At 64.1% G+C, this 20017-nt stretch carries 14 protein-coding genes; 10 read left to right on the top strand and 4 right to left on the bottom strand.

Features of this window, described 5'->3' with window-relative positions; all coding sequences use genetic code 11:
- Window positions 1-86 precede the first annotated feature (86 nt).
- From LPA34_RS13590 to LPA34_RS13580, 3 genes are all read left to right on the top strand, one after another.
- Window positions 87-2522, top strand: a complete 2436-nt coding sequence (locus LPA34_RS13590) for a 3-hydroxyacyl-CoA dehydrogenase/enoyl-CoA hydratase family protein (RefSeq protein WP_228978907.1) — start codon at window positions 87-89, stop codon at window positions 2520-2522.
- A gap of 131 nt (window positions 2523-2653) precedes the next feature.
- Window positions 2654-3853, top strand: coding sequence for an acetyl-CoA C-acyltransferase (locus LPA34_RS13585; RefSeq protein ID WP_228978905.1), 1200 nt, complete (start codon window positions 2654-2656; stop codon window positions 3851-3853).
- 99 nt (window positions 3854-3952) lie between these two features.
- The gene (locus tag LPA34_RS13580; protein WP_228978904.1) at window positions 3953-4723 is read left to right on the top strand and encodes an enoyl-CoA hydratase; all 771 of its coding nucleotides are present in this window, start codon (window positions 3953-3955) and stop codon (window positions 4721-4723) included.
- Between the two features lie 62 nt (window positions 4724-4785).
- On the opposite strand, the gene fdhD is transcribed toward LPA34_RS13580, so the two are convergent.
- On the bottom strand, window positions 4786-5607 hold the full coding sequence (gene fdhD, locus LPA34_RS13575; RefSeq protein WP_228978902.1) for a formate dehydrogenase accessory sulfurtransferase FdhD: 822 nt from the start codon (window positions 5605-5607) through the stop codon (window positions 4786-4788).
- A gap of 131 nt (window positions 5608-5738) precedes the next feature.
- Between fdhD and LPA34_RS13570 the strand changes: the two genes are divergently transcribed.
- The gene (locus tag LPA34_RS13570; RefSeq protein WP_228978901.1) at window positions 5739-6233 is read left to right on the top strand and encodes a nitrate reductase associated protein; all 495 of its coding nucleotides are present in this window, start codon (window positions 5739-5741) and stop codon (window positions 6231-6233) included.
- Between the two features lie 189 nt (window positions 6234-6422).
- Window positions 6423-9536: a sensor domain-containing protein gene (locus LPA34_RS13565; RefSeq protein WP_228978899.1), complete on the top strand. Its 3114-nt coding sequence runs from the start codon at window positions 6423-6425 to the stop codon at window positions 9534-9536.
- A gap of 79 nt (window positions 9537-9615) precedes the next feature.
- On the opposite strand, the gene LPA34_RS13560 is transcribed toward LPA34_RS13565, so the two are convergent.
- Window positions 9616-10011 carry an acyl-CoA thioesterase gene (locus tag LPA34_RS13560; protein WP_228978897.1) on the bottom strand — a complete coding sequence of 132 codons (396 nt, stop codon included), beginning with the start codon at window positions 10009-10011 and terminating at the stop codon, window positions 9616-9618.
- Between the two features lie 235 nt (window positions 10012-10246).
- On the opposite strand from LPA34_RS13560, the gene LPA34_RS13555 reads away from it, so the two are divergent.
- Window positions 10247-12142 (top strand): ABCB family ABC transporter ATP-binding protein/permease, encoded by a 1896-nt coding sequence (locus LPA34_RS13555; RefSeq protein ID WP_228978894.1) that lies wholly within the window; start codon window positions 10247-10249, stop codon window positions 12140-12142.
- A gap of 123 nt (window positions 12143-12265) precedes the next feature.
- Here LPA34_RS13555 and murU read toward each other — a convergent pair whose 3' ends face one another.
- Together murU and LPA34_RS13545 are read right to left on the bottom strand one after the other, a co-directional pair.
- Entirely contained in the window at window positions 12266-12958 is a 693-nt protein-coding gene (gene murU / locus LPA34_RS13550; RefSeq protein ID WP_228979001.1) for an N-acetylmuramate alpha-1-phosphate uridylyltransferase MurU, read from the bottom strand.
- 48 nt (window positions 12959-13006) lie between these two features.
- Window positions 13007-14083 (bottom strand): aminoglycoside phosphotransferase family protein, encoded by a 1077-nt coding sequence (locus LPA34_RS13545; protein WP_228978891.1) that lies wholly within the window; start codon window positions 14081-14083, stop codon window positions 13007-13009.
- 222 nt (window positions 14084-14305) lie between these two features.
- Here LPA34_RS13545 and LPA34_RS13540 point away from each other — a divergent pair, with 222 nt between their 5' ends.
- The 4 genes from LPA34_RS13540 to rsmA all read left to right on the top strand — a co-directional run bounded on the left by LPA34_RS13540 (window position 14306) and on the right by rsmA (window position 20015).
- Complete coding sequence (locus tag LPA34_RS13540; protein WP_228978890.1) at window positions 14306-16672, top strand: LPS-assembly protein LptD; 2367 nt, start codon at window positions 14306-14308, stop codon at window positions 16670-16672.
- Window positions 16673-16739: 67 nt separating this feature from the next.
- On the top strand, window positions 16740-18107 hold the full coding sequence (locus LPA34_RS13535) for a peptidylprolyl isomerase (protein WP_228978887.1): 1368 nt from the start codon (window positions 16740-16742) through the stop codon (window positions 18105-18107).
- Window positions 18108-18118: 11 nt separating this feature from the next.
- Complete coding sequence (gene pdxA, locus LPA34_RS13530) at window positions 18119-19135, top strand: 4-hydroxythreonine-4-phosphate dehydrogenase PdxA (protein ID WP_228978886.1); 1017 nt, start codon at window positions 18119-18121, stop codon at window positions 19133-19135.
- Between the two features lie 22 nt (window positions 19136-19157).
- Window positions 19158-20015, top strand: a complete 858-nt coding sequence (rsmA, locus tag LPA34_RS13525; protein WP_228978884.1) for a 16S rRNA (adenine(1518)-N(6)/adenine(1519)-N(6))-dimethyltransferase RsmA — start codon at window positions 19158-19160, stop codon at window positions 20013-20015.
- Window positions 20016-20017: the final 2 nt, after the last annotated feature.

Genomic DNA, 20017 nt, shown 5'->3' with positions numbered 1-20017 from the left:
CAGCATCACGCTGAACGCACGGCGCGCTAGCCCTGTCGCGCATTTGCGCGACTGGCGATACCGCATAACTCCCCCGGAGGAACAACGTGAGCAATCTGATCATTCGCAAGGTAGCGGTGCTCGGTGCCGGCGTGATGGGCGCGCAGATCGCTGCGCACCTGATCAACGCCAGGGTGCCGGTGCTGCTGTTCGACCTTCCTGCAAAGGAAGGTCCGAAGAACGCGATCGCGCTGAAGGCGATCGAGAACCTGAAGAAGCTGTCGCCGGCACCGTTCGGCGTCAAGGACGACGCGCAGTACATCCAGCCCGCGAACTACGACGACGATATCGCAAAGCTCGAAGAGTGCGATCTCGTGATCGAAGCGATCGCCGAACGCATGGACTGGAAGCATGACCTGTACAAAAAAGTGTCGCCGCATATCGGACCGGATGCGATCTTTGCGACAAACACCTCGGGTCTGTCGATCACCGAACTGTCGAAGGGCTTTTCGGACGAGTTGAAGTCACGCTTTTGCGGCGTGCACTTCTTCAATCCGCCGCGCTACATGCACCTCGTCGAACTGATTCCGACTGCCACCACGCGTCCGGAAATCCTCGACCAGCTCGAATCGTTCCTGACCAGCGTGGTCGGCAAGGGCGTCGTGCGGGCGAAAGATACGCCGAACTTCATCGCCAACCGCGTCGGTATTTTCTCGATCCTCGCGGTGATTGCCGAAGCGCAAAAGTTCGGCCTGCGTTTCGACGAAGTCGACGATCTGACGGGCAGCCGCCTCGGCCGAGCGAAGTCCGCGACGTTCCGCACCGCCGACGTGGTCGGTCTCGACACGATGGCGCACGTCATCAAGACGATGCAGGACACGCTCGCGGGCGACCCGTTTTTCGCGGTTTATGAAACGCCAGCCGTACTCGCCGGACTCGTGAAGCAGGGCGCGCTCGGCCAGAAGACCGGCGCCGGCTTCTACAGGAAAGAAGGCAAGGCGATCAAGGTGCTCGACCCGAAGACGGGTGGATACGTCGACGGCGGCGCGAAGGCCGATGAAATGGTCGGCCGTATCCTGAAGCGTCCGCCGGCGGAGCGTCTGAAGCTGCTGCGTGAATCGGATCATCCGCAGGCCCGGTTCCTCTGGGCGATTTTCCGCGACGTGTTCCACTACATCGGCGTGCATCTCGAATCGATCGCGGACAACGCGCGCGACGTCGACCTCGCGATCCGCTGGGGCTTCGGCTGGAACGAAGGCCCGTTCGAAGGCTGGCAGACGGCTGGCTGGAAACAGGTAGCCGAATGGGTGCAGGAAGACATCGCGGCCGGCAAGGCGCTGTCGGGCGCACCGCTGCCGGCGTGGGTGCTGGAAGGTCCGGTCGCGGACAAGGGCGGCGTGCATACGAACGAAGGCTCGTGGTCACCGGCTTCGAAGTCGTTTGTGCCGCGTTCGTCGCTCGGCGTGTACGACCGGCAGGTGTTCCGTGCGCCGCTCGCCGGCGAGACCGCTGCTGACCCGAAAACATACGGCAAGACCCTGTTCGAAACCGATGCCGTGCGCGCATGGGTCGACGACCGCGCAGGTGAAAACGATGTGCTCATCGTGTCGTTCAAGAGCAAGATGAACACGATCGGACCATCGGTGATCGACGGCCTCGTGCAGGCGATCGAGCTCGCCGAGAAGGACTACAAGGGTCTGGTGGTGTGGCAGCCCACATCGCTGAAGCTTGGCACGCCGGGCGGCCCGTTCTCCGCCGGCGCGAATCTCGAAGAAGCGATGCCCGCGTTCATGATGGGCGGCGCGAAGGGTATCGAGCCGTTCGTGAAGAAGTTCCAGCAAGGCATGTTGCGCGTGAAGTACGCGAGCGTGCCGGTGATTTCGGCCGTGTCGGGCATTGCGCTCGGCGGTGGCTGCGAGCTGGCGCTGCATAGCGCGAAGCGCGTCGCGCATATCGAAAGCTACATGGGTCTCGTCGAAGTCGGCGTCGGTCTCGTGCCTGCGGGCGGCGGTCTGAAGGAAGCCGCGCTGCGTGCCGCCGAAGCCGCGACGCAGGTGGGCGCGACGAACGACCTGCTGAAGTTCGTGCAGAAGTCGTTCGAAAACGCCGCGATGGCGAAAGTCTCGGCCTCGGCGCTCGACGCGCGCGCGATGGGCTATCTGAAACCGTCCGACACGATCGTCTTCAACGTGTTCGAACTGCTCGACACCGCGAAGAAGGAAGTGCGCGCGCTGTCGGCATCCGGTTACCGCGCGCCGCTGCGCGTGACACAGGTGCCGGTCGCGGGGCGCTCGGCGATTGCGACGATCAAGGCATCGCTCGTCAACATGCGCGACGGCCGCTTCATCAGCGAGCACGACTACCTGATCGCGGGCCGCATCGCTGAAGCCGTGTGTGGTGGCGACGTCGAAGCGGGCAGCCTCGTCGACGAAGAATGGTTGTTGCAACTCGAGCGCCGTGCGTTCGTCGATCTGCTCGGTACGCAGAAGACGCAGGAACGGATCATGGGCATGTTGCAGACCGGCAAGCCGGTGCGTAACTAACGCGCGGTCGACCGCGATAAGACTGCATGGGATCAGAGTAAGTGCTTTGCATAGGACCGGAGTAACGCGCTAAAGCGCGAACTCCGGTCGACAGCTAAAGCGCTAACTCTGATCGACAAAGGAGTTTTCAAATGGCAAAGCAATTGCAGGACGCATACATCGTCGCCGCGAGCCGCACGCCGATCGGCAAGGCGCCGCGCGGGATGTTCAGGAACACGCGCCCCGACGAACTGCTGGTGCACGCGATCCGTTCGGCCGTGGCCCAGGTGCCCGGCCTCGATACGAAGGTGATCGAAGACGCGATCATCGGCTGTGCGATTCCGGAAGCGGAGCAGGGCCTGAACGTCGCGCGGATGGGCGCGCTGCTGGCCGGCCTGCCGAACACGGTGGGCGGCGTGACGGTGAACCGCTTTTGCGCCTCGGGCCTGACGGCGCTGGCGATGGCGGCGGACCGTATTCGCGTCGGCGAATCGGACGCGATGATCGCGGGCGGCTGCGAATCGATGAGCATGGTGCCGATGATGGGCAACAAGCCGTCGATGTCGCCGCACATCTTCGATCGCGGCGAGGACTTCGGCATCGCCTACGGCATGGGCCTGACCGCGGAAAAGGTCGCCGGGCGCTGGAAGATCAGCCGCGAAGCGCAGGACCAGTTTTCGGTCGAATCGCACCGCCGCGCGATCGCCGCGCAGCAGGCCGGTGAATTCAACGACGAAATCGCCGCGTACACGATCAGTGAGCGCTTCCCCGATCTCGCCACGGGCGAAGTGAAGGTGAAGACGCGTGAAGTCGCGCTGGACGAAGGTCCGCGCGCCGATACGTCGATGGAAGGTCTCGCGAAGCTGCGCACGGTGTTCGCGAACAAGGGTTCGGTCACGGCCGGCAACAGCTCGCAGACGTCGGACGGCGCGGGCGCGTTGATCGTCGTGTCGGAAAAGATGCTGAAGGAATTCAACCTGACGCCGCTCGCCCGTTTCGTCAGCTTCGCCGTGCGCGGCGTGCCGCCGGAAATCATGGGCATCGGTCCGAAGGAAGCGATTCCGGCCGCGCTGAAGGCCGCGGGCCTGAAGATCGACGACATGGACTGGATCGAGCTGAACGAAGCGTTCGCTGCGCAATCGCTCGCGGTGATCCAGGACCTGGGGCTCGATCCGTCGAAGATCAACCCGCTTGGCGGCGCGATCGCGCTCGGTCACCCGCTCGGCGCGACGGGCGCGATCCGCGCGTCGACGGTTGTGCACGGGCTGCGTCGCCGCAATTTCAGATACGGCATGGTGACGATGTGCGTCGGTACCGGAATGGGCGCAGCGGGCATCATCGAACGCCTGTAAGCGCGGACGGCACAACGTACAGGCAAGACGAACGGTTCGCAGGTCATACGGCTTGCGAACCGTTTTTTCCATTCAGGAAATCGAAGGAATAACGAGGAGATGGCGATGGATATTCTGGTCGAACGCGCAGACGGCGTGCTGACGATTGCCTTTAACCGGCCGGACAGGAAAAACGCGATCACGGCCGCGATGTACCAGGCGATGGCGGACGCGCTCGTCGAAGCGCACAGCGATGCATCCGTGCGTGCGATCCTGATTCGCGGCAGCATCGGCATTTTCAGCGCCGGCAACGATCTGGAAGACTTCATGAAGTCGCCGGCGGGCGGTGAGAATTCGCCGGTGTTCCAGTTCCTGCGCGGCATCAGTTCGGCGGAAAAGCCGGTGGTCGCTTCGGTGGCGGGTCCGGCGGTTGGCATCGGCACGACGCTGCTGCTGCACTGCGATCTGGTCTACGCAGCGGAATCGGCGACGTTCTCGCTGCCGTTCACCCAGTTGGGTCTGTGTCCGGAAGCGGCTTCGTCGTTGCTGTTGCAGCGCGTGGCCGGCTATCAGGGCGCGGCGGAAAAGCTGCTGCTCGGCGAAGCGTTCGATGCGAAGGAAGCGCAGCGCATGGGCTTCGTGAACCGTCTGCTGCCCGTCGCCGAAGTGGACGCGTTCGCGAAGGCGCAGGCGCTCAAGCTGGCGGCGCTGCCCGCTTCGTCGCTGCGGGTGACGAAGGCGCTGATGAAGCGCGCCGCGCAGCACGAGATCCAGACGCAGATCGCTGAGGAAGCCGTGCACTTCGGCAAGATGCTGCTCGCGCCGGAAGCACGCGAGGCGTTCAAGGCGTTCTTCGAAAAGCGCAAGCCGGATTTCCGGCAGTTCGACTGAGCGTCTTCGCGGAGCGACGTCGGGCGCCGCGGCGCTATTGCGCAGCGTCCGTCACGAGCGGATCACCGCGTGCCGTATTCGACGTAACCGGATTCGCGGCAGAAGCTCACCAGCCTGAGCTGCGCTTTCTTCGCGATCGCAATCGCGAGCGACGAAGGCGCGGAAATCGTCGCGAGCATCGGAATGCCGACGCGGGCCGCCTTGCGCACCAGCTCGTAACTCGCGCGGCTCGACAGGAACACGAAGCCGTCTTTCGCATCCGCGCGATCGAGCACCAGCTGGCCGATCAGCTTGTCGAGCGCGTTATGGCGGCCGACGTCTTCGAACGCGTAGCGGATCGCGCCTTCCGCATCGCACCATGCGGCCGCGTGCAGGCCGCCCGTCAGTTTCGTCAGCGCCTGATGTGCCGGCAGTGCGCGCGCGGCGTGTGCAATCGCATCGGGCGCGAGGCGTGCCAGAAAGCCGGTATCCGGCACCACTTCCGGCTGCAGGTCGAGCAGATCGATACTTTCGATCCCGCAGACACCGCAGCCCGTGCGTCCCGCCAGCGCGCGGCGTTTCTCCTTCAGCGCGACAAATGCCTGCTGCACGACCGTCAGCTGCACTTCGGCGTACGGCATTTCGCCTTCGAAGCACGCCACCTCGATGTCCTGAATGTCGCTGCCGCGCCCGACAATGCCTTCCGAAATCGCGAAGCCGACGGCAAACGCCTCCAGGTCGCGCGGCGTGCACATCATCACGGCATGTGAAATGCCGTTGAAAACGAGCGCGACAGGCCATTCCTGACCGACATGATCGGCGAGCGTTTCGACCGACTCTCCCCGATGCCGGTGCACGATCTGCTCGACGGCGCCGGGCTGACCGGTGGTTTCCAGTTCGTTCAAGCGTCCACTCCTTGAATTGCCGCAAGCGGGGCGCGCTGCCAATGCGTCAACGCGTTTCCGGCCCGCGAATAAGGTTCTAAAATACCTCAAGCCGGCATCATGCGTTGCCGGTCACCAACCAGGACACTGACATGGGACTCAACGAGGCGCCGCTCCTCTTCAACTTCGAAGTCGCTTCATCGGAGAATCTCAGCTTCATTCCGATGTCCGTGCGCTTTAATCTCGACCGTTTCGGCCTGCGCATCTCCCTCGCGCAGTGGCAGATGCTGCCGCACGAGGACCGCGCGCTGCTGGCACGTTTTCCGGTCGAGGAGGACGCCACCATCGAGCCGAATTTCGATCATGCGCTTTTCGAAATGCTGCGCACGCACGCGAATGTCGAGCCGGAGTGGTTCACGCCCGAGGAAGCGCCCGCGTGGCGCAATACGGAAGCGGTGCCGGATGGCGTCGTGCATCAGTCGCTCGTCGCGCGGCTGCGTGCGCCGACGCGCGAGCAGTGGGCACGGCTCAATCCGTTCCAGCGCTACGTGCTCGCCAAGCTGTCGCGCAAGCCGGAAGGCAACCACGATTTCATCCCGGCGATGACTGAGTTCGGCGTCGCGGCTTCCGGGCACGACCTGCGCTGAACGCCCGATGCGACGAGCCACAACCGTTTGCGCCGGATTATTTCCCGGCCAGCCCTCAATCTCCTCCGAAACCGGTCGTTAACCAGAGGTTAGCGCGCAAAAGACCCGCGTTCGTGCAGCCGTACATGGCGACGAAAAGCAGGCCAGCCCGGGCTTCCCGCCCGCAGAACGACCCGACGTTCGGAACTCATGACTTCTCTTTTTTCGAAGCGACTGCTGATCAATCTGGCAGTCGTCGCCGCGGCCGTCGGCGCGAACGCTTTTGTTGCCTACACGCAGATCTGCGGCCAGCGCGCCGCGGACGAACGGACCTTGCGCTCGATGAGCGTCAAGCAGGACCTGGACGCCTGGCGGGAAACGCTCGAAGGCGGGCTGGCCGCGCTTGGCCGTTTCGAAGCGTCCGGCACCATCGAGCCGGCCAGCGCCGCCACGCGTCGGGCCGTCGAACTCAGCAGGCTGGAGGCGTCGCTGCGAGGCCGGTTCAGCGCCGAGCCGCGTCTGATCGACGGCCTCGACCGGCTCGTGCCGGCCTCGCGCGTGTTGCAGCGCGGCGTCGACACGGCGCTCGCCCGGGCGGCGCAACCGGGGCTCGATGATTCGCGGGCGTGGGCCGCAATCGAATACACGCGTCTCGACACGCAACTCGATGCGTTCGATTCGGGCCTCACGGCAATACGCCAGGACGAGGACCGCGCGCTCGAAGCCGCGCTTGGCGACTCGACGAAATCGACCCAGGTCGCGATGCTGTTCCTGTTCGTCACGACGCTCGCCGGCAGCGGTCTTTTGATCTACACGTTCGGCGTGCGCGAGACCGCCGCACGCGAAAAAATCCGCATCGTGCGTGCACTGCGCCGCAATGACGAACGCTTTCGAGGCCTGTTCGACGCGCATCCGGTGCCGATGTACATCTTCGATCGCGAGACGCTGCGCTTTCTCGCGGTGAACGGCGCGGCCGTGCAGCAATACGGCTATTCCGAAACCGAATTCCTCGCGATGACGATTCGTGTGATCCGGCCGGTCGCGGAAGTCGCGCGGCTGGAGTCGCATTTGCAGCGCAGTGACATCGTGCCGAGCAGCGGGCGGACGATGGCCGGCGTGTGGCGTCACCGTCGCAAGGACGGCTCACTGATCAGCGCGGACATTTCATATCACGCGCTGAGTTTCGCCGGCCGCCCGGCATTTTTCGTGCTGGCCGACGACGTCACCGAACAGATCAACGCCGAAGCCGAGGCGCAGCGGTCGAACCAGATGCTGGAAACGGTCATCGACAACATTCCGCAGCGCATCTTCTGGAAAGATCGCGAATCGCGCTATCTCGGCTGCAACATGGCGTTCGCGCGCGACGCCGGGCTCGCTTATCCGGAGCAGGTGATCGGCAAGACGGACTTCGACATGCCGTGGCGCGAATTCGCGCCGCACATACGTACGATCGACGAGGAAGTGATCGCGTCGAGCGTGCCGAAGATGAACTTCGAGGTCGATCTCGTACTCGACGGCGTGCACCGCACGACCGTCACGAGCAAGCTGCCGTTCACCGACAGCGACGGCAGCGTGATCGGGGTGCTCGGCTCGTACACGGACGTCACCGAGCGCAAGCGTTCGGATCTCGCGCTGCGCCTGCAGAGTCGCGCGCTCGACGCAAGCGTGAACGCGATCCTGATCACCGGGCCGGCGGAGACTGGCAACCTGATCGAATATGTGAACCCCGCGTTCAAGCGCATCACCGGCTACGATCCGGCCGAAGTGCTGGGCCAGGATTGCCGCCTGCTGCAGCGTGACGATCGCGATCAGGAAGGGCTCGCCGCGATCCGTCAGGGGCTCGCCGCCAATCGCGAAGTCAGTGCCGTGCTGCGCAATTACCGCAAGGACGGCGCGCTGTTCTGGAACCAGCTGTTCATCGCGCCGGTGCCGAACGCCGACGGCCAGACAACGCACCACATCGGCGTCATCAACGACGTGACCGAGCTGATCCGCTATCAGGAGCAGCTCGAATACCAGGCGAATTACGACAGCCTCACGCGCCTGCCGAACCGCAACCTGCTGCGCGACCGGCTGCAGCACGCACTGATTGCCGCGCAGCGTCGCGAGCGGGGCGTCGCGGTGGTGTTCATCGATCTCGACGGTTTCAAGAACGTGAACGACAGCCTCGGACACAGCGTTGGCGACCGGCTGCTCGGTGTCGTCGCGGAGCGGCTCACGCGTTGCGCGCGGGCGAGCGACACGGTCGCGCGTCACGGCGGCGACGAGTTCGTGATCGTGATGACCGACACCATCGACGAACAGTTTCTGATTGCGTGGATGGAGCGGGCACGTGCATCGATTTCGGAGCCGGTCTGGCTCGACGGCACCGAACTGTATGTGGGCTGCAGCATGGGCGCGAGCCTTTTCCCGCAGGACGGGCACGACGCCGAAACGCTGATGAAAAAGGCCGACCTCGCGATGTACCGTGCGAAGGACATGGGCCGCAATACGTTCCAGTTCTTCGAGCCGGAGATGAACGCGAACGCGAGCGCGCGGATGAACCTCGAACGGCGTTTGCGGCGCGCGCTGCGCGACAGTGAATTCCTGCTGCATTACCAGCCGCAGGTGGATATCGCCAGCGGGCGGATTGTCGGAATGGAGGCGCTCGTGCGCTGGCTCGATCCTGAGGTCGGACTGGTGTCGCCGGCATCGTTCATTCCGGTAGCCGAGGAAAGCGGGCTGATCGGGCCGCTGTCGGAATGGGTGCTCTACGAGGCGTGCCGCCAGAACAAGGCGTGGCAGGACGAAGGTTTGCCGCCGGCGCGCGTGTCGGTGAACCTGTCGGCGCGGCAGTTCGAACAGCGCGACATCGCGGTGCTCGTCAAACAGGTGCTCGCGCAGACGGGGCTCGAACCGAAGTATCTCGAACTCGAACTGACCGAGAGCACGATCATGCGCAACGCCGAAGACGCGGTGACGATGCTCACCGAGTTGCACGCGCTCGGCATCGGTCTTGCCATCGACGACTTCGGCACCGGTTATTCGAGCCTGAGCTACCTGAAGCGTTTTCCGGTCGACCGTCTGAAGATCGACCGCTCGTTCGTGTCGGATATCGGCGCATCGAGCGACGATGAAGCGATCACGTCAGCGATCATCGCGCTCGCGCACTCGCTGAAATTGCAGGTGATCGCGGAGGGCGTGGAAACGTCGGCGCAACTCGACTTCCTGCGCGAACGTGCCTGCGACGAAATGCAGGGCTTCTATTTCGCGAAGCCGATGCCGCACGAGGCGGTTCCGGTGTTGTTGCGGCAGGCGGCGGCCGTGTTATCGGTCGAGACCTGAAAAATACCGGGGCCGCGCTGCGGCGGCGTTTGTTCCAGTGTGGATTGAAGCGCCCATATTTCCCGTCAACTGAAAACGGTCAATCCAGCGCAGGCAATGCCCGCGGACGACGGTCGCTGTCGGTCGCGACATACGTGAGCGTCGCTTCGGTCACCTTCACGACGTGTTCGGCGAGGCTCATACGCTGCGCGTACACCTCGACCGAAACCGTGACCGACGTATTGCCCGTCTTCACGATATCCGCGTAAAAGCTCAGCAGATCGCCGACAAAAACCGGCTGCTTGAACACGAACGAATTGACCGCGATCGTCGCGACGCGGCCGTTCGCGCGGCGGCTCGCCGGGATCGACCCGGCGATGTCGACCTGCGCCATGATCCAGCCGCCGAACACGTCGCCATGCATGTTCGAATCCGACGGTTGCGGGACGACACGCAGGGCAGGCGGCTTTTGCGGGAGTTGCAGGTTCTGGGTCATCGTGACGTCCATGGAGCGGGTGGGCTTCGTGCCGGCTGGCTTTGCTTCGTATGGAAGAGACGCGTTTTTCGCGCCATCGGCATGGCCGGTACCCGGCCAGCGCGGCCAAAGCGGCGCCAGCCGGCTTCTGCGACAATAGGAAGATCAGGAATTGTACGGGAAAGCGCGCACGCCGGATGCCTGCGGGCAGGCGCGCTCCGATACATTCGACACCCCCTCCCCACAGCCGACCTTCATGCGCCGTTATTCCGCCTCGTCCGAGCCTTCTCCGATCTCGACCCAGCCGCGCAATGACTGGCAGACGATCCTCTCGCTGCTGCCGTATCTCGCGACGTACAGGTGGCGCGTGATTTTCGCGCTCAGCTGCCTGATCGGCGCGAAGGTCGCGAACCTCGGCGTGCCGATCGTGATGAAGCGGATCATCGACAACCTCGTGTCGGTGCAGCATCTGACTGCGCTCGGGCGCGCGGATCACGCGCCGGGCATCGTGCTGCTCGGCGGCGTCGGGCTGCTCGTGGTCGCGTACGCGGTGGTGCGGCTTTCCACCTCGCTCTTCACCGAACTGCGGGAAATCCTGTTCTCGAAAGTGACCGAAAGCGCGGTGCGGCAACTCGCGCTGAAAGTGTTCCGGCATCTGCACGCGCTCTCACTCCGGTTTCATCTGGACCGGCAGACAGGCGGCATGTCGCGCGATATCGAACGCGGCACGCGCGGCATCACGCAGCTCATTTCGTATTCGCTCTACAGCATCCTGCCGACGCTCGTCGAAGTCGGGCTCGTGCTGGGATTTTTCGTCGTCAAATACGAGGCGTATTACGCGATCGTCACGTTTATCGCGCTTGCCGCGTACATCACGTTCACCGTGAAAGTGACCGAATGGCGCACGCATTTCCGTCGCACGATGAACGACCTCGATTCGCGCGCGAATTCACGCGCCATCGATTCGCTGCTCAACTACGAAACCGTCAAGTACTTCGGCAACGAAGAGTGGGAAGCGCAGCGTTACGACGAAAACCTGAAGCGCTATCGCGCGGCGGCGATCAAGTCGCAGAACTCTCTGTCGGCGCTGAATTTCGGGCAGCAGACGATCATCGGCACGGGCCTTGTGTTCATCCTGTGGCGCGCGACGCAAGGCGTCATGGCGGGCAAGCTCACGCTCGGCGATCTCGTGCTGATCAACACGTTCATGCTGCAGCTCTACATTCCGCTGAATTTTCTCGGCGTGGTGTATCGCGAGCTCAAGCAGAGTCTCACCGACATGGACCGTATGTTCACGCTGCTCGGCGCCGCGCAGGAAGTACCCGACCTGGAAAACGCGGCCGCGCTCACCGTGCGCGGCGCGCAGGTGCGGCTCGATCACGTGAATTTCTCATATGACCCCGAGCGTCAGATCCTGCACGACGTGAGCTTCATGATTCCGGCCGGCACGACGACGGCTGTTGTCGGACATAGCGGCTCGGGCAAGTCGACGCTCGCGCGTCTGATGTTCCGCTTCTACGATCTCGACCGTGCAACGGGCGGCGCGATCACGATCGACGGCCAGGATATCCGCGATGTGACGCAGGATTCGCTGCGCGCCTCGATCGGCATCGTGCCGCAGGATACGGTGCTCTTTAACGACACGATCTACTACAACATCGCCTACGGCCACCCGACGGCGACGCGCGACGAAGTGATCGCGGCGGCGCGCGCGGCGCACATTCACGATTTCATCGAAGGGCTGCCGAAGGGTTACGAGACGCCGGTGGGCGAGCGCGGCCTGAAGCTGTCGGGCGGTGAGAAACAGCGCGTCGCGATTGCGCGCACGATCCTGAAGAATCCGCCGATTTTGATCTTCGACGAAGCGACGTCCGCGCTCGATTCGCGTTCCGAACGCGCGATCCAGCACGAACTCGACCAGATCGCCCGCGAGCGCACGACGCTCATCATCGCGCACCGGTTGTCGACGGTCGTTCACGCGCAGCAGATTATCGTGATGGATCGCGGACGGATCGTCGAACGCGGCACGCATGCCGAACTGGTGCGCGCGGGCGGTCTCTTCGCGCAGATGTGGGCGTTGCAGCAGCAACGCGCGGAACATGCCGGCGAAGCGCCGGAGCCGGCAACCGAAGCGGGCAGCGCCGGGCACTGACGCGCGCTTACCTGCTTACCGTGGATTTGCGCCGCGCGATCAGGCGCAAGCGGATTCCGGCGCAACGGTTGTTGCAAACCGCTTCGCGCGGCGACAGCGTGGTGCCGCCACAGGCCGCTGCCGCTAGCGGCGTGCCGCGAGCTTTTTGTCGAGCGCCTGCAACTGCGCCGGTGTGCCGACGTTTTCCCACAATCCTTCGTACAGTTCGCCTGTCGCGCGCCCGCGCGCGATTGCATCGCGGTAGTAGGGCGTCAGCGCGCGGCGTGAGCCGGGTTGCAGGTCGCTGAACATCCGCGTGTCGTACAGCCCGATGTTGCCAAACGTGAAACGCGGCGACGCATCGAGCGAGAGGACGCCGTCGACAAGCCCGAAATCCCCTGACGGATGGAACGGCGGATTCGGCACCATCACGAGATGCATGCCCGGTTCCGGCAGCGCGGCAAGCCGTGCAGCGTGAGCATCGAGCGTGCCGTAGTCGAAATCCGCGTACACGTCGCCGCTGACCGCGACGAAGATTTCCGGCTTGCCTGCGTCTTCCAGAAGCGAGCGCGCCTGTGCGATGCCGCCCGCGGTCTCCAGCGCTTCGCCTTCAGGCGAATAGCGCAGCGCGATGTTCCAGCGCGAGCCGTCGCCGAGCGCGGCTTCGATCTGCTCGCCAAGCCACGCGTGATTGATCACGACGGTATTAAAACCGGCCCGCGCGAGCCGCTCGATCTGCCATTCGATCAACGCACGGCCGCCGGCTTCGAGCAGCGGCTTGGGGCGCGAATCGGTCAGCGGACGCATCCGCTCGCCGCGTCCCGCGGCAAAAATCATCGCTTTCTTCAGGGAATTCACAGAGGGACCGATCCTGGGTGAATGGGCTCAGAACGTGTAGCCGATATCGACGGCGCGGCCTTCCAGCTGGTCGAGCAGCTTTGCGAACGGCGCGAGCGGGCGATACCGTCCGGCCACCTTGCGCGCGTACCCGATGAAGCGCGGCAGGTCGGCGAGGTAGTGCGGCTTGCCGTCGCGATAATTGATCCGGCAGAAGAGTCCGAGCACCTTGATATGCCGCTGCAGGCCCATCCATTCGAGCTGGCGGAAGAACTCGCCGAAATCGGGATCGACCGGCAGGCCGGCTTTTTTCGCGCGTTCCCAGTAGTACACGAAGCAATCGAGCTCGAATTCTTCGTCCCAGCTCAGAAAGGCGTCGCGCAGCAACGAAGCGACGTCATACGTGATCGGACCGTGGACGGCGTCCTGGAAGTCGAGCACGCCCGGGTTCGGGGTCGCGATCATCAGGTTGCGCGGCATGAAATCGCGCAGCATGAACACCTGCGGCTGCGCCCGCGCGCTCGCCACCAGCAGCGCGAACGTGCGATCGAGTACGCCACGGGTGTTGTCGTCGACGGCCTGATCCAGATGCCGTTCGATAAACCACTCAGGCATCAATTCCATTTCGCGACGCAGGAACGCCTCGTCGAACGGCGGCAGGACGTCTTCCCGCGATGCGAGTTGCCAGTGGATCAGCGCATCGAGCGCATCGCGCATCAGCGTGCGCGGGATGGCGCTGCCGGGTTCGCCCTGCGCATCGGTCAATGCCCGCAGGTATGACTGCGTGCCGAGATCCGTGACCAGCATGAAGCCGGCGTCGAAATCGACCTCGAGTACGCGCGGCACGTGGACGCCCGCCTGCGCGAGCAGCTGCGCGACCTGCGCGAACTCGCGGCACTTCTCCGGCGGCGGCGCATCGACTGCAATCAGCGACGCGCCATGCTCGCTGCTGGCGGCGAGCCGGAAATAGCGCCGGAAACTCGCGTCCGACGAAGCCGGCGCGAGCGAGGCCACTTCGAGGCCATACCGGTCGGCATGCGGGCGAAGCCAGGTGGTGAGCAGATCCAGACGGTTGTCGGAGGGTGAGGAGGCGGCGCTGGCGCCGGAAGGCGTGGAAAAGGTCATGAAAACCCGAGGCAAATTCTGGGGGGCAACGTCTTGCCATATAATACCCCACGACTTTTTTGACGCGACTCGCGCCAGCTTTCGCCCATCCCGTTTGACCGCCTGCCTTATCGATCGACAGATTGTGCGTGTTTGTCTGCATTCTGGCTGACTCGGCCCGTTTGCGCTGGCGGCGGACAGTAACGGTGTGAGCTGGCGGCGGGTCGATTCGCCAAACGATACATGCCGCCCAGACAGCTTTTCCGAACGACACCTTCTTGTGACGGCGTACCGCGCAAAAGGCGGCTCGTCGCGGCGTTGATCGCCGTGCCGGGCCTGATGCCCGCGCTCGCGCACGCCCAGCTGGTCGGCGACGCCGCGCAGGCGCAGCCTGTCGACGCGCCATGGGGCCTGCGGCTGGCCCCGCAACTCGAGGAGCACCCGGTCGCGGGCGGCCAGCGGCCCGCCACCTTCGTGCTCGGCGACTCCACCACGGGCACGAGCGGCCAGGACATGGCCGCGAAAGGTTCGGCCGAGGTGCGCCGCTTCACGTCGGTGATCAAGGCCGACGCGCTCCATTACGACGAAGACACCGACATGGCCGACGCTTACGGCTCGGTGCACGTCATCAACAACGGCATTTCGTTTACCGGCCCCGAGGCGCACATGCGCGTCGAGGCGAGCGAAGGCTACATGCCCGCGCCGAAGTACCACTTCAACGTGACGGGCGGTTCCGGTAGCGCGGAGCGCGTCGACATGCTCGACAGCGAGCGCTCCGTGTTCTCGCATGGCACCTACACGGCGTGCCAGTGCGCGACCGACCCGGCGTGGTACATCAAGGGCACCGAATTCAATTTCGACACCGGCGCGGATGAAGGCGTCGCGCATAACGGCGTGCTGTTTTTCCAGGGCGTGCCGATTTTCGCGAGCCCGTGGCTGTCGTTCCCGCTGTCGGGCGACCGGCGCAGCGGTTTTCTGCCGCCAGTCGCGTCGCTCAGTTCGAACAACGGTTTCGAACTGTCGGTTCCGTATTACTTCAACATCGCGCCGAATCGCGATTTGACGCTGACACCGCGGATCATCTCGAAGCGCGGGGTACAGACGCAGGCGTCGTTCCGCTATCTGTCGCCCACTTACAGCGGCACGATCACCGGTGAATTCCTGCCGCACGACGCGATCACGAAGACCGACCGTTACGCGATCTATCTGCAGCACAACCAGAACTTCGGCAACGGGTTCGCCGGGTATGTCTATTACAACAAGGTCTCGGATAACACCTATCCGGAAGACCTTTCGTCGACGTCGAACCAGTTCCTGAACGGCACGCAGCTGCTGTACCAGCAGGAAGCCGGCTTGACGTACAACAACGGCCCGTGGTCCGTGCTTGCACGCGAGCAGCACTGGCAGACGCTCGAGCCGTCGGTGCCGCCGTATTCGCGCGAGCCGCAGTTGAACGTGAAGTACACGAAGTACAACGTCGACGGCTTCGACTTCGGTGCGGAAGCCGACTACACGCGCTTCAAGATCACGCAGGACGATGCGACCGAAGGTCAGCGGTTGATGTTCAACCCGTACCTGTCGTATTCGGTGGTGGGGCCCGGCTACTTTGTCACGCCGAAGGTGCAGTGGCACTTCGCCTCGTACGATCTCAGCAATATCGCGACGGGCGCGCCGGCCGGACAGCCGAAGAATTTCACCGAATCGATCCCGACGTTCAGCTTCGACACCGGGCTGATTTTCGACCGTTCGGTACGGCTCTTCGGCCAGGATTACATCCAGACGCTGGAGCCGCGGCTGTACTACGTCTACACGCCGTATCGCAACCAGCAGTTCGCGCCGCTCTTCGATACGGCCGATTCCGACTTCGGTCTCGCCGAAATCTTCACGCCGAACACGTTTGTCGGCGGCGACCGGATCGCGGATGCGAACCGGCTGACGGCAGCACTCACGACGCGCTTCATCAACCCGGCAACCGGCGACGAACGTGCGCGCTTCGTGATCGCGCAGCAGTATTACTTTCAGGACCAGCGCGTCACGCTGCTGCCGGGTCAGTCGAACGCGCAGGCGACCCATTCGGACCTGATCGCGGGTGCATCTGTGAAGCTCGGGGCCGGTTTCGCGTCGGAAACCGCGTTCCAATATAATGCCGATAACAATCAGCTGACCAAAACCAGCGTCGGTTTCGGCTTCAGTCCAGCATCGGGCAAGGTGATCAACATCGCGTACCGCTACACGCGCGCGAACACCACGCTCGACAACCAGCCGATCAACCAGATCCTGATTTCAGGGCAGTGGCCGCTGACGCATCGCGTCTACAGTGTCGCGCGCCTGAACTACGACCTGGGCGGGCACCGGGTGGTCGACGGTCTGCTGGGCCTGCAATACGATGCCGATTGCTGGACGCTCGGCGTTGGTTTTCAGCGTTATGCAAATGGACTGAACACATCGGGCACCCAGACGTCGAGCACGAAATTCCTCGCGCAGCTGACATTGAAGGGCCTGTCGAATGTCGACAACGGACTGATCTCGGCGTTCCGCGCCAGCGTGCCGGGTTACACGCCGCTGCCGCCGGGCACGCCGCCTCAGTCGCGTTTCACCAACTACGAATGACCGTCGCCCGATCATTTATAAAATGCGAAAAAACGGGCGGGGCGCGCCCGACATCACTGGAGTATCTGTGGCAATCATGAAAAAGCTTCGCCTCGCAACGCTCGCAGCGGGTATCGCCGTCGCGGCGTCCTTTCTGCCGGTTTCTTCCGCTGAGGCACAGGCGCTCGGCAACAGCAACGGCGAGACAGTCGACACGATCGCAGCCGTGGTGAACAACGGGGTCATCACGCAGCGCGAACTCGACCAGCGTGTCGGCCTGATTTCACGGCGTCTCACGCAACAGAACGCACCGGTGCCGCCGGCCGACCAGCTGCGCACGCAGGTGCTGAACCAGATGGTGCTCGAACGCATCCAGCTTCAGCGCGCGAAAGAAGACGGCATCACCGTCGACGACGCTACCGTGCAGCGCACGCTCGGCCGTCTCGCGCAGTCGAACGGCCTGACACTCGACGTCTACCGCGCGCGGATCGAGGCGGAAGGGGTGCCCTGGACCGTGTTCACGAACGACGCGCGTACGGAACTGACGCTTTCGAAGCTGCGTGAGAAGGAAGTGGACAGCAAGGTCACGGTGACGGACGGCGAAGTCGCGAACTACATCGCGAGCCAGCGCGGACCGAACCCTGGCCAGACCAGCGATCTGCACTTCGAGCACATCCTGCTGAAGGCCGCGCAGAACGCGCCGCAAACGGAAATCGAAGCGGCGCAGCAACGTGCGCAGGCGCTGCTGCAGGAAGCCACGGGCGGCGCGAATTTCGAAAGGCTCGCGAAGTCGAATTCGCAGGCTGCCGACGCGGCGAAGGGCGGCGACATGGGCTTCCTGTCGCAGTCGAAGCTGCCGCCCGAGTTCGTCACGGCGGCCTCGACGCTGCGTCCGGGCGAGGTGAATCCGTCGGTGATCCGCACGGCGGACGGCTTTGAAATCGTGCGCCTCGTTGAGCGTCGCAACTCGCAGGGCACGGCGTCGGCCGACGCATCGAAGCTTGTACAGACGCACGTGCGTCACATCCTGCTGCGTGTCGGCGACGGCATGTCGGAGCCGGCGGCGCGCGAGAAGCTGCTAGACATCAAGCGTCAGATCATTGCAAGCGGCGGCGACTTCGACAAGTTCGCGCGCACGTATTCGCAGGACGGCTCGGCGTCGCAGGGCGGCGATCTCGGCTGGATCAGTCCGGGCGAAACGGTGCCGGAATTCGAGCGCGCGATGAATTCGCTGCAGGACGGTCAGATCAGCGACCCGGTGCGCAGCGAATACGGCTATCACCTGATTCAGGTGCTGGGCCGCCGCGAAGCCGAGGGCTCGATTTCGCAGCAGATGGATCTGGCGCGCCAGGCAATCGGCCAGCGCAAGGCCGAGCAGGCCTATGCCGACTGGCTGCGCGAACTGCGCGACACCGCGTACGTCGACTACAAGATCGACCAGCCCAGCTTGCAATAACGGTCACGGTCATGAAACCTTCCGCCCAGCCGCAAGGCGCCCCGCTGCAGATCGCGATCACGACGGGTGAACCCGCCGGCGTGGGTCCCGAACTGACGGCGCAGGCGCTCGCGGCTGCGGCAGCGCATTGGCCCGACGCACAGTTCACCGTGCTCGGCGATGCCGCACTCATCGCACAGCGTGCCCAGACCGTGGGCGTCGACTGGGCCGCGCTCACTGGCGAACGCGCGGGCGGACGCATCCGGATGCAGCACGTGCCGCTTGACGTGCCGTCGCAGGCCGGCAGGCTCGACGCGGCGAATGGCCGTTACGTACTCACGCTGCTTGACCACGCGATCGACGGCGCGCTCGCGCACACGTTCGATGCGATCGTCACCGCGCCGCTGCAAAAAAGCACGATCAACGATGCCGGCGTGCCCTTCACCGGCCACACCGAATATCTCGCGGAGCGCACGCAGACGCCGCGCGTCGTGATGATGCTCGCGGGCACCGGCCAGCGGCCGCTGCGCGTCGCGCTGGCCACGACACACCTGCCGCTGAAGGATGTGTCGGCGGCGCTCACGATCGACGGGCTCGTCGAGACGCTACGCATCATCGATCACGATCTGCGTCATCACTTCGGCATTCCCGCGCCGCGTATTCTGGTCACGGGGCTCAACCCGCACGCGGGTGAAAACGGCTATCTCGGCCACGAGGAAATCGATGTCATCGCGCCGGCCCTGAAACGGGCAAACGATACAGGCATCGACGCACGCGGTCCGTATCCCGCCGATACGCTGTTCCAGCCGCGCTATCTGAAAGACGCCGACTGCGTGCTGGCGATGTTCCACGATCAGGGCCTGCCGGTCCTGAAATACGCCACGTTCGGTGAAGGCATCAACGTCACGCTGGGCTTGCCCATCATCCGTACTTCTGTCGATCACGGTACCGCGCTCGACCTCGCCGGCACGGGCCGCGCGGACGCGGGCAGCCTGATCGCCGCCATCGACACCGCCGTTTCGATGGCGCGCCATCGTCGCGCGGCCTGAACTCTTTTTTACTGTTTTTCCGATGTCCAACAGCCCAGGCAGCAGACAGCATCAGGGCCATTTCGCCCGCAAGCGGTTCGGACAGAATTTTCTGGTCGACATGGGCGTGATCGATTCGATCGTCGACGTGATCGCGCCGAAACGCGGCGAACGCATGGTCGAGATCGGGCCGGGTCTTGGCGCGCTCACCGGTCCGCTGATCGAACGTCTCTCGACGCCCGAAGCGCCGTTGCACGCGGTGGAACTCGATCGCGATCTGATCGCGCGTCTCACGAAGCAGTTCGGCGCGCTGCTCGAACTGCACGCGGGCGACGCGCTCGCGTTCGACTTCGGCTCGCTCGCCGTGCCGGGCGGTACGCCTTCGTTGCGGATCGTCGGTAACCTGCCGTACAACATTTCGAGCCCGCTGCTGTTTCATCTCACGACGTTTGCGCCGGTGGTGATCGACCAGCATTTCATGCTGCAGGACGAAGTCGTCGAGCGCATGGTCGCGGAGCCGGGCAGCAAGGCGTTCGGCCGGCTGTCCGTGATGCTGCAGTATCGCTACGTGATCGACAAACTGCTCGATGTGCCGCCCGAATCGTTCCAGCCGCCGCCGAAAGTGAATTCGGCGATCGTGCGCATGATTCCCCACGCGCCGCACGAATTGCCGGACGTCGACGTGCGCACGCTCGGCGAAGTGGTCACGGCCGCGTTTTCGCAGCGGCGCAAGATGTTGCGCAATACGCTCTCGGCGTATCGCGATGTAATCGATTTCGATGCGCTCGGCTTCGATCTGCAGCGCCGCGCGGAAGATGTGCCGGTCGAGGAATACGTGCGCGTCGCGCAGACGGTGTCGGCTTCGCCGAAAGCACGGCCAGGCGGCGCGGCACCCGCGTAACT

This window comes from Paraburkholderia gardini, assembly GCF_907164575.1.
In the GTDB taxonomy this organism is placed as follows: Bacteria; Pseudomonadota; Gammaproteobacteria; order Burkholderiales; family Burkholderiaceae; genus Paraburkholderia; species Paraburkholderia gardini.
Note: the sequence above shows the minus strand (reverse complement) of the source record. Positions and strands in the feature narration are given on the sequence as shown.

Coding starts and splice junctions, on each gene's coding strand:
- LPA34_RS13545 (WP_228978891.1), bottom strand. CDS start 14,083: ATGACCTTTTCCACGCCTTCCGGCGCCAGCGCCGCCTCCTCACCCTCC.
- LPA34_RS13570 (WP_228978901.1), top strand. CDS start 5,739: ATGGGACTCAACGAGGCGCCGCTCCTCTTCAACTTCGAAGTCGCTTCA.
- pdxA (WP_228978886.1), top strand. CDS start 18,119: ATGAAACCTTCCGCCCAGCCGCAAGGCGCCCCGCTGCAGATCGCGATC.
- rsmA (WP_228978884.1), top strand. CDS start 19,158: ATGTCCAACAGCCCAGGCAGCAGACAGCATCAGGGCCATTTCGCCCGC.
- murU (WP_228979001.1), bottom strand. CDS start 12,958: ATGATTTTTGCCGCGGGACGCGGCGAGCGGATGCGTCCGCTGACCGAT.
- LPA34_RS13560 (WP_228978897.1), bottom strand. CDS start 10,011: ATGACCCAGAACCTGCAACTCCCGCAAAAGCCGCCTGCCCTGCGTGTC.
- LPA34_RS13580 (WP_228978904.1), top strand. CDS start 3,953: ATGGCGATGGATATTCTGGTCGAACGCGCAGACGGCGTGCTGACGATT.
- LPA34_RS13565 (WP_228978899.1), top strand. CDS start 6,423: ATGACTTCTCTTTTTTCGAAGCGACTGCTGATCAATCTGGCAGTCGTC.
- LPA34_RS13585 (WP_228978905.1), top strand. CDS start 2,654: ATGGCAAAGCAATTGCAGGACGCATACATCGTCGCCGCGAGCCGCACG.
- LPA34_RS13540 (WP_228978890.1), top strand. CDS start 14,306: ATGCCGCCCAGACAGCTTTTCCGAACGACACCTTCTTGTGACGGCGTA.
- LPA34_RS13555 (WP_228978894.1), top strand. CDS start 10,247: ATGCGCCGTTATTCCGCCTCGTCCGAGCCTTCTCCGATCTCGACCCAG.